This is a genomic window from Spiroplasma sp. DGKH1 (genome assembly GCF_040940205.1).
GTDB lineage: Bacteria > Bacillota_I > Bacilli_A > Mycoplasmatales > Mycoplasmataceae > Spiroplasma.
Map to the genome: position 1 here is coordinate 58,833 of NZ_JASTWG010000006.1, position 12,363 is coordinate 71,195.

At 26.0% G+C, this 12,363-nt stretch carries 9 protein-coding genes; 8 read left to right on the forward strand and 1 reads right to left on the reverse strand.

Annotated features, from left to right (window positions below; all coding sequences use genetic code 4):
• The first annotated feature begins 3 nt into the window (after window positions 1–3).
• Window positions 4–852 carry a hypothetical protein gene (locus QPK10_RS05395; protein ID WP_047791612.1) on the forward strand — a complete coding sequence of 283 codons (849 nt, stop codon included), beginning with the start codon at window positions 4–6 and terminating at the stop codon, window positions 850–852.
• A gap of 120 nt (window positions 853–972) precedes the next feature.
• Entirely contained in the window at window positions 973–1,413 is a 441-nt protein-coding gene (locus tag QPK10_RS05400) for a hypothetical protein (protein ID WP_047791611.1), read from the forward strand.
• A 43-nt stretch (window positions 1,414–1,456) separates the two neighbouring features.
• Here QPK10_RS05400 and QPK10_RS05405 read toward each other — a convergent pair whose 3' ends face one another.
• Complete coding sequence (locus tag QPK10_RS05405; protein ID WP_368486984.1) at window positions 1,457–2,593, reverse strand: hypothetical protein; 1,137 nt, start codon at window positions 2,591–2,593, stop codon at window positions 1,457–1,459.
• Window positions 2,594–3,025: 432 nt separating this feature from the next.
• Here QPK10_RS05405 and QPK10_RS05410 point away from each other — a divergent pair, with 432 nt between their 5' ends.
• From QPK10_RS05410 to QPK10_RS05435, 6 genes are all read left to right on the forward strand, one after another.
• Window positions 3,026–3,925, forward strand: a complete 900-nt coding sequence (locus QPK10_RS05410) for a lipoprotein (RefSeq protein ID WP_368486985.1) — start codon at window positions 3,026–3,028, stop codon at window positions 3,923–3,925.
• On the forward strand, window positions 3,912–4,724 hold the full coding sequence (locus QPK10_RS05415) for a hypothetical protein (RefSeq protein WP_368486986.1): 813 nt from the start codon (window positions 3,912–3,914) through the stop codon (window positions 4,722–4,724). The genes QPK10_RS05410 and QPK10_RS05415 overlap by 14 nt, the downstream gene beginning before the upstream one ends.
• 314 nt (window positions 4,725–5,038) lie before the next feature.
• Entirely contained in the window at window positions 5,039–5,932 is an 894-nt protein-coding gene (locus QPK10_RS05420; RefSeq protein WP_368486987.1) for a lipoprotein, read from the forward strand.
• 2 nt (window positions 5,933–5,934) lie between these two features.
• Window positions 5,935–8,727: a hypothetical protein gene (locus QPK10_RS05425; RefSeq protein ID WP_368486988.1), complete on the forward strand. Its 2,793-nt coding sequence runs from the start codon at window positions 5,935–5,937 to the stop codon at window positions 8,725–8,727.
• Window positions 8,717–10,807, forward strand: a complete 2,091-nt coding sequence (locus QPK10_RS05430) for a hypothetical protein (protein ID WP_368486989.1) — start codon at window positions 8,717–8,719, stop codon at window positions 10,805–10,807. The genes QPK10_RS05425 and QPK10_RS05430 overlap by 11 nt, the downstream gene beginning before the upstream one ends.
• Window positions 10,808–10,871: 64 nt before the next feature.
• The gene (locus tag QPK10_RS05435; RefSeq protein ID WP_368486990.1) at window positions 10,872–12,353 is read left to right on the forward strand and encodes a hypothetical protein; all 1,482 of its coding nucleotides are present in this window, start codon (window positions 10,872–10,874) and stop codon (window positions 12,351–12,353) included.
• Window positions 12,354–12,363: the final 10 nt, after the last annotated feature.

Here is a 12,363-nt window from a genome sequence, read left to right on the forward strand (position 1 = left end):
CTTATGAAAATAAAAACACAACACCAAATGTTTAATCGTTGTATTAACTATATCTTTAAGTCTGTTTTAAAAACGACCAGAACTTATATTTATATGTTAATTGCCCCAATTGTTTTAATGACCCTGGTTTATTTTTTATGGTACCAAAGTATTTTAAAAAATAGTCGTTATATTTTAATTACGGCTTTTACATTATTACCCAGCTTATTTTTATTATTTTTAGTATCATATATTATTTGTGAATGACGAGATTCGGTTTTTATTAAACAACTAAAAAATTTTGGGATTAGTCGGTTCCAATTTATTAGTGCTTTATTAATTGTTTTGTTTACAACTAATTTTATAGCGGTGTTATTAGTCATTGGTTATTTATTTTTCTTAGATTCCTTTCGTCATCCTCATATTGTGCAAATTTGATTATTGCAAATGCACGCGGTTGACCAGTGATTGGGAGTTATTTTTGGTATTATTTTAAATATTCTAGTGGTATTCTTCCTATCTTTATTAGTTTCAGGAGCGTTAAAAAATATTTACTTAGTGCAGTCAATTAATATCTTAATTTTAGTGCTCTTTCTTTTCTTTGGTGATTTTTTTATCGACTTAGGATATGCGACAAGTAAAGCGGCAATTGTAGTTGGTTATTTTATTCCGCAAAAATATCTAACCTGAATTGTCTATATGTTTTATACCCAAAGTGAAATTAATAGTTATGGTTTTTTTCTAATTGTCCCAGCTATTGACCGCAATTTATCATTTTTATCAATTTACCAACCAATTTTTGGAACCCTAATTTTTCTGGGACTCTTTAGTGTTAGTTCCTACTTTGCTTTCTTAATGGGAACGAAGCGTTAAGATTATTAATAATTTTGAACAATTTTAATTTTTAAGATTAGTAAAAGAAGTTAATTTTGCTAGCGATATAATTAAACCAAGAATAATAAAATAATAATTTTATTAAAAGGAGGAAGCCCAATGAAACACTTATTAGTTTTATGCGGAGTAATTGGTTTAACAACACCGCTAGGAAGTTTAATCACTAATAATGGAGAAGATGTTCATACTGCAACTCTCGCTCCGGATGGTAAAAACTATCTTACTCCTGATTACTATGGAATAACTGTTCGCTTATTTATTAATCATCAAACATGGGGAACAATGTGAAATGAATACTATCAGGATTTTAATATTAAACCACCATTTGAAATTGCTAATGACTATGCTAATATTATTAGCAAATTTCCCCATGCCGCTACGATCCAGCCGAATATTACAACCTACCAACGTTTGGCAATGATTGCATATTTAAATGCTTATCAAATTCAAAGTATTAATGCGAAGGGAACCAAAGGTGTTAATATTTTAATTGGAATTTTTGACACCGATTATCGCTTAGATAGTATTACCTTACAATAACCTAAAAAAAATAAATTCTAGTAAGAATTTATTTTTTAATTAATTAAATATTTAAATAATAAGTATCATGGTCTTTAAAATTATAAAATATTAAAGTATTGTCAATTTTTCCTAATCCAATCCCCGGGATTTTTAAATCAGTTGTCTTCCCATCAGCAGATAATAAATATAATTTTTGATCATTAGTTGTAAAAGTTAAGTAATTATTATCTATTATAGTATAGGTTGTGAAAGTATAATTGATTTTTATTACTTGCCCACTTGGTGTTATTAATGAACTTGGATCAAATAAAAGAACTTTATTTTGGTCCCAGTATTGTGGGGTATTTCCCAGGCACGGTAGACTAGTCAATCCACCATTTTGGTCAAGTTCATAGATTTTACTATCGCTTGTTGATACTAAAATTTTATTTGTTGTATATTTCGATAATGAATCAATTTTGATTTGGGTAATCGGAGTTAAACTAATGTTATTATTATTTATTTTTAGCAATGCATGGGTATTATTCAAGGTGGTAAGTACCCCTCAATGTTCATTTGCCATTGTTACATAGTCCCCAGCATATGCAATTGGCGTTACTTGTTTAGTTTGAACATTAATAATTTCTGAATTTTTAAGTGATTGTCCGGGTAAAGTGGGATTATTTAAATATAAGTTATCCGTTATTTTATAAAAATTACTTGATGGGTGATGTCATTTTGTAATTTTACCGTTTTCATTAATAAGATAAGTGTTACCATCACTAACGGTATATAATGCGGTGGTTGCGTTTAAAATAATTAAATTAGAATCAAAACTAAAAGGAATGTCTAGCTTTTGTTTTGTTCCGGTTGTTGTTATTAAATAATAGGCATTTGGTGTCACCACGATTCCCTGGTGAGCATTAAAAGGCAAGAAGAAGTTAGGGTTAACTGCTCCCTGACCAATTTTTAAATTTAAATCAATAAATTTATTATTTTTAGCAATTAGATAAATTTCATTCGTTTTTGCTTCGGCCCCAATCGCGAAGTGACTATTTGGTCAAGTGTTAACGTATTTAAATGTTTTATCTAATTTAACTGGTTGATAATTTGTTACTTTTGTTATATGTTGATAATCATTGTTCTTCATAAGATCAAAACCATTGATACTACTAGTAGCAATTACTAGTGGACATAATAATGTTAATAATTTTTTCATTATTTATTCCTCCTAATGAATCCGTTCCCGTAGTTAATATTCTTAATAGTTGGATTTAAAAGTAACAGAATATATAATTTTTTCAATTAAAATATAACACATTTTAAGAATTGAAAGTTTTATTATTTTTAAACAAAAAAATAGACAAAAAAATAGATAAGGATTATTTTTTAAGTAGTTAAAAATTAGTAAAATTATTTATTTTTTATAATATTTTGTTGACTTTTAAATTGTTTGTTTGTTAATATCTAAGTTAGATAATTTAATAGAATAGGCGAGAAACATATTGGTATTAAAATTATCAAGAGATTAAAATTAGTTTTTAAAGAGGTAGTTTAATAATTAATTTTAGTCTAATCTTATATTTATTTACATTATTTTATATATGAAGATATTAATTTATTAAGAATATTTTAGGAAGGTATTAATGATATGAAGAAATTATTATCATTTTTTAGTGTGCTTAGTTTAGTAACGATAAGTACAGCTAATATTGTTGCATGTAGTTCTAGTGAGAATTCAAGTGTAACTCAAAATAAACAAAAAATAACACCTGAAAACTTAGATAAGTTTTTCTCATCACATATGACATGAGATTTTAAAGATCAATTCTTTTTTAAAGATATAAATGAACAAACAAAAGATGAAAGTATTAAATTTTATGGTTCTATTGAATCTATGCTTGTATATTTATTATCTAATATGATAGAGCAAGAATTTAATATTATGTTTAATTATAAAAAATCTGTTTTTTTCTTTTTAGCTAATTTTGATAATTCTGGTTTTTTTGATAGTTATGGGATTTCAATTGATGAATTATATAAATTATCTTTTTCTGTAATTGTTAGTTCTAAAAATAATCAAAATGAGTGGATTTATAAAAAAAATAATTTAGTTTTTAATTTTCAAGAAACGAATATTTATTCAAAAAAAGATTGGCTAAAAGAGTTTATTATTTTTTGTATGAATATAAAGACCATTATGTGAGTTAATAAAACAAGTAATATTCAAGTATTTGATGTACCTATTGATGATTCAAATTCTAAAATTAATGAATATAAAAAAGAAAACTCTAAATATGCAATTAATTATGCTACAGAAAACTTAAATTTAAGTTTTAGTGGTAATAAAAATATTAATGATTTGTCTTCTTTTTATGAAGATTATAAAATTTTATTTAAAATAAAAAATTATAAATATATCTATGAAGAAAGTGAAGATACAAATATTATTTATTTTAATTCGGATTTTATTGCTTATTTTGAAAATAATTCAAATGTTTCTTTTTCGACTAATTCAAATTTTGCGGTTTTTTTAAATGATGAAATTTAAATTTTTAAATTCAAAAAGAAACATTTCAATATTTTCTGCTATTTGTGTATTGTCTGTTACGACTATAGTAGCTACGGTTTCAACAGTGATAGCGCATAATAAAGTTAAGGATAAAGTATATTATAAGTTTGATGGGAAAGTGTTTAATTCAAATCAAGAGATTATGGATTATGCCAATTCAAAAGCCCAAAAAGTATCTTATACTACGGAAAACAATTATTTTACTTATAATGATAAGAGTTATGGCATTGATGAAAATTTAAAATTAAAATCAGATTTATTAACTGCTAATCCATTAAAAGAAGTTAAAACATATCGTAATCCTGCACAATATATAATTAATAGTGCTAGTGAAGTTTCAAATCAAGTTTTAACTAATACTAATGAAAAATTAGGAGTTATTTATAAAGGAAAAGATGGTAATGCTTATCTAAATAAAGATGAAGCAATTAAAACTTATGAAGATTATCAAAAGGTTTATAAATTAGGAAACATTAATGACTCAAGTACTGCCAGTGTTGAATTTAATAATAAGTATGAAGCAATTCAGTATTTAGAAAATGTTGTGAAACCAAACATTAACGAAAATAATAAAACTAGTTGCTATCAAATGGCAGGGGCATGTTTAACAAGAGATCAAATTTCTGATTGAATTAAATCAACAACTGATATTGAATATGACTATAATGGTTATAAATTTAGTCGGTTACATCATCCTGATCTTTCACAAATGAAATTAACTGATGAAGATAAGGCAATTAATATTAGAGAATATAAAGATTTTAAAAATAGTTTTTAGTTTGATATTCTTAAGAAGCCACCACTAGGAGTATAGTTTTTTTTTTTTTTTTTGTAATTAATTAAAATTTGGAAAAAATATTTATTTTTTTATAAAATTTTGTTGACTTTAATTGTCTGTTTGTTAATATCTAAGTTAGATAATTTAATAGTGGACGAGAAACATATTGACATTTAAATTATCAGGAGATTAAAATTAGTTTTTAAAGAGGGTAGTTTAATAATTAATTTTAATCTAATCTTATATTTATTTACATTATTTTTATATATAAAGATATTAATTTTTTAAGAATATTTTAGAAAGGTATTAATGATATGAAGAAATTATTATCATTTTTTAGTGTGCTTAGTTTAGTAACGATAAGTACAGCTAATATTGTTGCATGTAGTTCTAATGAAAGTTCAAGCGCAGCTCAAAATAAACAAAAATTTACAACAGAAACCTTAGATAAGTTTTTCTCATCACATATGGCATGAGATTTTAAAGATCAATTCTTTTTTAAGAATAAAAGTGAACAAACAGATGAAGAAAATGATAGATTTAGTTTTTTTTCGCGAGGTTTAATGACAGATAATTTATTTACTTTAATTAAAAATAAATTTGATAATTTATTTGAATATAACCAGAAAGATTATTGGTTTTCAATTCTTTTTCAAAATGATAAAATTTTTGACAAATCAGGTATTATAGTTAATAATTTATATAAAATACCTTTTGATGTAGTTGTAACTCCAAAAGATGAATCATGGTCTTATCGGAAAGATAATCTTATATTAAATTTTGAAGAAACTAAGATGTATTCTAAGCAAGTTTGGTTAGAAAAATTTATTAAGCATTATACAGAAAATAGTATAGAAAGAAAAACACCTGTAACAAATTTACATAATTTTAATCAGTTATTTCTTATGAGTATTATGGAATCAACAAGTAATTTAAATAAATACAAAGAAAACAATTCTACTTATGTAATGGAACATGTATCAGAAGAATTAACTAATCTTTTTAGCGGAGAAAAAGATTTTCCTGATACACTTTGATTATATGAAGATTACAAAATAAATTTTAATATTAAGAATTACCAGTATCTTAGTGATGATTTAGATATGCCATATGTAATTTATTTTAATTCTGATTTTACTGCTTCTTTTTTAAACGAGCCTGAAATTAATTTTTCTGCTAATTCAAATTTTAGTGTGCTTTTTGATTAGTTATGAAGTTTAAATTTTTTCATTCTAAAAGAAGCATCTCAATATTTTCAGCTATTTGTGTATTATCTGTTGCAACTATAGTAGCTTCGGTTTCAACAGTGATCGCACATAATAAAGTTAAGAATAAAGTATATTATAAGTTTGATGGGAAAGTGTTTAATTCAAATCAAGAGATTATGGATTATGCTAATTCAAAAGCCCAAAAAGTATCTTATACTACGGAAAACAATTATTTTACTTATAATGATAAGAGTTATGGTATTGATGAAAATTCAAAATTAAAATCAGATTTATTAACTGCTAATCCATTAAAAGAAGTTAAAACATATCGTAATCCTGCACAATATATAATTAATAGTGCTAGTGAAGTTTCAAATCAAGTTTTAACTAATACTAATGAAAAATTAGGAGTTGTTTATAAAGGAAAAGATGGTAATGCTTACCTAAATAAAGATGAAGCGATTAAAACATATGAAGATTATCAAAAGGTTTATAAATTGGGAAATATTAATGACTCAAGTACTGCCAGTGTTGAATTTAATAACAAGTATGAAGCAATTCAATATTTAGAAAATGTTGTGAAACCAAATATTAATGAAAATAATAAAACTAGTTGCTATCAAATGGCGGGGACATGTCTAACAAGAGATCAAATCTCTGATTGGATTAAATCAACAACTGATATTGAATATGACTATAATGGTTATAAATTTAGTCAGTTACATCATCCTGATCTTTCACAAATGAAATTAACTGAAGAAGATAAAGCAGTTAATATTAGAGAATATAAAGATTTTAAAAATAGTTTTTGGCTTAATATTGATACTTCAGGAATGCGAGGATCATTAACAGGTACACAATATATTGAAACAAATGATACACCTCAAACAGTTATTTCAAAACTTGCAACAGGTTGAGTAAAAACTTCAGGTTTAACTATGAATTATGAACTGGCTTCCTTAGTAATGATGACTGATATAATTAATTTATTTATGAATCAATCTAGCCAACATAATAATGATTTTGATGTAAAAAGAGATTTATTTAATAATGATAAATTAAAATACAAAAAATTAAATGATTTATTTAGTGATGCTAATAATTATGCAGATAATTTTTTAGTTATAGCTCCAATAAAAAAATCTCTTGAGAAGTTAAAAAAAATTAAAGGTATGCCTACTTTTTATAAAACACTAATTTTTCTTCAAAGAATTTATCAATATACATTATTATGCAATCATTTGAATAAAGAAAAAAAAGCCCTAGAATTTGAGAACTTTTTGAAAGAAACTTTAAAAAATCTAATTAATCAACATGCTGGATTATTCGCACATACATTAGATAAAATTTTTGAACCTTCAGTTTCTTGAACAGGTAGTGATGAAGAGTTATCAATACCCGAAATAATTCATTTATTTTTAAATCCTGCTCATTTTGCTTATTCTTCTCCTTCAAAACAAAATCTTTTACAAGGTATTCTTCAAGATACACAAGCATATTGAGATAATTTATTTGGAACTATTCAAGAAGCTGAAAAAGAAGCAGCTCAGGGCCATTCAGCGACTGGAAAAGCTATTGAAGCAATCATTGGTGCAGTGTCGCAAACTATTGACCAAGGTTCAGAGTTTTATGATGAAAATGGTAAATTAATTGAAAAAACTAAATTAAAAGAACAAGCTAAAAATTTAAATACATTATTAGAAGTTACTGATGATATATCACACTTTGTTATAAATAGTGCAAAGATAGTAGGAAGTATTTTAAATTGTCTTAGTTCAATTGTTAAAGAATTAGATATTGTTAAATCAATTTGAGAAATTACACAAACATTATCACCAGTAAGTTATGTTACCTATAAATGTGATTTGGGAGATAATCAAGTTTTATATTATTCAACAACTGAGTATAAAATTCCATTAGTTGGAATTACGCTTTTTCCAGATAATCCTGGTGATCACTTTCAAGTAACCCCAGTTTTTACTGGTATGGCTATGAAAGTACCAGAAGATAATCAAAATACAAAATACTATACTGTTTTAGGTTCAATTTTTGATAATGAAGAAAAAGCAGAAGATTATTTAAAACATTATATTATTCGTAACCCCGAAGATTTTAAGATAGTCAAAGAATTTTATATTACTATTATGGGTAAAAATGATCATTTAGAAGTTAAAAAAGATCAGGACAAGGTAGATAATAATCCTAACCAAGTAGTGGCTGAACGTGCTGAGTTAGATAAATTTGTTGATTATATCTTTGATCGTTATTTTAAAACAAATGTTAATTATCAATATTTTGATGGAATTAATGAATTTTTTGATAATGCCTTAGATGCTGTACATAGTTTAGAAAATAAAATTACCGCTTCAAAATTTGTTATTAAATATAAATTTATTGATAATAGTGGAATTGCTAGATATTATGATTCCTTAGCGGAGTTAAAAAGTGTTGAAGATAATTATATTGAAAATACTTATTTAACTTCCAAAACAATCTTAACAACTGATTTAGTTAAGACAATTACTTATGATCGGTTAGAAGAACAGTTAGGAAATTATTTTAAAGTTTATAGTGTGTTATTTAATGGAGTAATGCATTATTTCTTAACTAACGATGATGCTTATACTTATCTTTATAACCATGCTAATATTGCTTATCACCATGATAAAACAATTAATTATTATGTTTATTTTGGACCCCAAAAATTTAATAGTCCTGATGATTTTTATATGTGAATTCAAAATAATACTACATTAGTAAATGATAGAGGAGAGGTGATTACCAATGGGAATTAGGATTTTAAAAACTATTATTGCTGCTAGTGTTTTAACAATTTCCCCTGCTGCAATAACAACTAGTATGGTAATGACTAATGATAATAAGGTGGGTTCTCCGCGTGAAGCCATGTTTGAAACAATTAAAAAAAGTTCAAAAGTAACGGCAACGACAACCCAATGAACTTATGATAATCATAATTTTTATTCGGAAAGTGATTTAAATAATTATATTTATACTCATAATAAGGTTGAAACAATTCAAACAACTTCTAATCCCGGTAAGATTATTACTGATTATCAATACCATTTATTAGATCCCCAACAAATTTATGATACCGACATGAATAATTACCAGGTAGTTTATCAAGATGCTTTTGGGAATGCGGCCTTGTCAAAAGAACGGGCTTTAAATTCTTATACTAATAATGGATTAGTTAAAGAAAAGTATGGTTATGATGGAACTCATTGGTACGATTCGCCCCAAGAAGCAAAGGATGGTTTTATTTATAAAGGTGGACTACGAAAATCTTTATATTATTATGTGAGTGGTCGTTATTATAATGTTTTTAATAAACAAGATCAAACTGATTTATTAAAAGTATTAACTGATGGTTATCATTTAAAACCCAGTGATTTTACTAATGGAGTTTCGTTATATGGAACTGAACAAAGTTTACGAAATGTTGTTCAAGACAATTTTCGAAATGTTTGAGGAGCTGTGGAATCACATAATAAAATAAATTATAAAAATTATATGAATTTTTCTAATACCCATAAAATTTATTTAAGCCCTGGGGGTGGGGATATAATGAAAGTTAAAAATAATAAAACTGGCGATTATATGGAAGTTGGTCATGGTGATAGTGTCGTAATTGATGATATTGATAATCAATGAACAATTGGTGATTTTACAGAATCCAAACGAAATTGAGCGCAAAGTAAGCAATGTGATGATTGATCTTGTTCAGTTGGAAAATATTATTATACCAAAAACTTTCATTCTGCTAATAGATCTTATACGTTAACATACATGCCTGCTAGTTCCGGGTCCGCTTGACGAGCAACTAATTTTAATTTTGGTAATATTTCAAGCTCTGAAACATTTGATGCTGATGTTTTATTATATGACAAACCACTAACCAATCCTTCCAAGCATTCAATTTGAAGAGTTCATCTTAATCATCAGGTTAATAACTATGTGGAAATCCCAACGGAATATGTTTTAGAAGCTTATGACACCTGGTTTAATTATTTTTATGATAATGACTTTTTAAAATTAGATAAAGTTGCTTCCAATGGGACTCGCTATAACGACTATGGAGTTTATGCTGATATATTATATGATGTTAATGGTCAACATGGTTATAAATACTCGGTCACGGATAGTATTAACTACTATAATAATTATTTAAAACCGCAAATTTTAGCGCAGTCAACCCTTGATAAAAATGGTAATAAATTATATAAATTACGGGATGATTTTTATGCTACTCAACAACAAGTTGATAATTATTTATTCTTAGAAGGAATTGTTGATACTCGTTTAATGTATACCTTTTTAGATGTGCAAGATATTTCTTCCCAAGATGGTTTATCCTTAGCGCCAACGCAAGCGGAAGCTCAAGAAAAATTATTTCAGTTACAAGCGGGGGTGTTATTAAAAGAATTCTTTGCTTATGATGTCTATGGTAATTATGTGTTATCGGGGGATAGTGGGGAAGAAGCAATTCGAAAACTTCAACAAGCTATTACTTTAACTGGAAAATATGTTCATCAACAAGAAATTGCATCCTGACAAAATCGTAGCCATAGTTATGATAGTATCATTAGTGATGGTCACTATGTTGTTTACCGGGTTTATAGTTCCCAACGCGCGCAAGCAGGGTTAACCCCATATTTATATTTTGATAATTATAATTATGCTTTAAATGCAATTAAAGCCGGAATTAATGGCCAAATTATGATTGATACCACTACTGTTAACATTTATCTGTATATTTATCTTGATAAAAATAACCACCAACATTCTTATTCATATATTAATGATGAAGAAATTAATAATATTATTGATGAAATTATGAAGTTAAATAATAATTAAACAGATGTTATTTTATTATAAAATTAAAAAAATTCTTCCCTGAATATTAGGGATTTTCTTCTTAATGATATTAGTTGGTGGAACCTTAATTATTGCAATTTTATTAAACAATGAATATCGTAATTATGTTAATTATGTCAATATTTTAATTATTTTATTAATGGGTTTATTAAGTTTGTTTATATATTTTTACCAATTTTGACCAAGTCGCAACCAAGAGTTAGCCTTAACCACCATTAAAAAAGTTTTAAATAAAGATCAAATTAATAATTTAATGAGCATTTTATTATTATGTTTATTTACGACAATTTTTATCGGGGGATATGGATTATACTCCTTATGAGCAATTTTATTTAAATTTTTATCCCCAGTTTGTTTGGTGGGATTATCATTTTTATTAAGTTTAGTAATTGCGATCATTTTTAAGAATGGTTTGCTAACAATAATTTTTACAATTCCCGTTATCATTTATCCTTATCTAATTAGTGCCAATCATTCATGACTAATGATTGGTGCTGTTTTATCGGGATTAACAATCGGAACTATTCTTAATCATAAAAATGCGGTTTGAAATTACCTTTGGCACCACCAACCGACATTCTTTTGAAAAATTTATCGTACTAATTTAAAAGTATTATCGTCGGCAATTATTATTGGACTAATTATTTATTTTACAATTGGTAATGAACCATCGGCGTTCTTTAATAATCAGTTAAATTTTTCCGACAGTTTTATGTTAATTAATTTAATTCCGTTATTAATAGTAATATTAATGCTGATTAGTCATTGTAATTTTGCCATGGCACTTTTCTTTGGTATTTTAATGCAAACAATTGTTGGTTTTGCCAAAGGGAGTTTTAATGTTGTTAGTGATTTTAACAATGTTACAATTTTAATTTCGCAGGTTACCATTTTATTTGGCGATGGTCATTATTTGCTGTTAAATTATTTTAATTATTTAACAAACGGATTATTATGAAGTGCCATTTATTTTATGTTCATTGCTATTTATTTAAGTTTTAATAGTTTCTTTTATAATTTAAAACAAATTAAAAGTTACCAAAAACTATTACAAAAGAAAATTCAAACTACTAATCAACCAGGAATTTCTTATTATGTTAGTTATTTTTTTCTTAAATGCTTACTAACTTGGGAACCAACAATATTATTTAATGATAAAGATTATCAAATCCTTGGGAAAGAAGCTCCAGAGCACTATTTAAAACGAATTATTATTGAAGTAAGTTTATTGCAAATTTTTATTAACCTTACATGTAATGGTTTTGCCTATTTAACAATGAGTTTTTGGATCTATACAACTCACCAAGTTAGTTTTCTTGCTGGTTATTTATTAATGCTAAAAACAGTGTTTCCCTTATATTGAATTATTATCATAATTTGATTATTAATTTCTTTTAAAAAATTTAGTAAATTTATGTTAGGAGATTGGTTCCAACAATTTTGAAAACTTAATGTCAAAATTTTTACTCCCAAACATTTAAAAGGGAAACGACCTAATAAGAAATGAACAGATCATGATAAATAAAAAATTACTA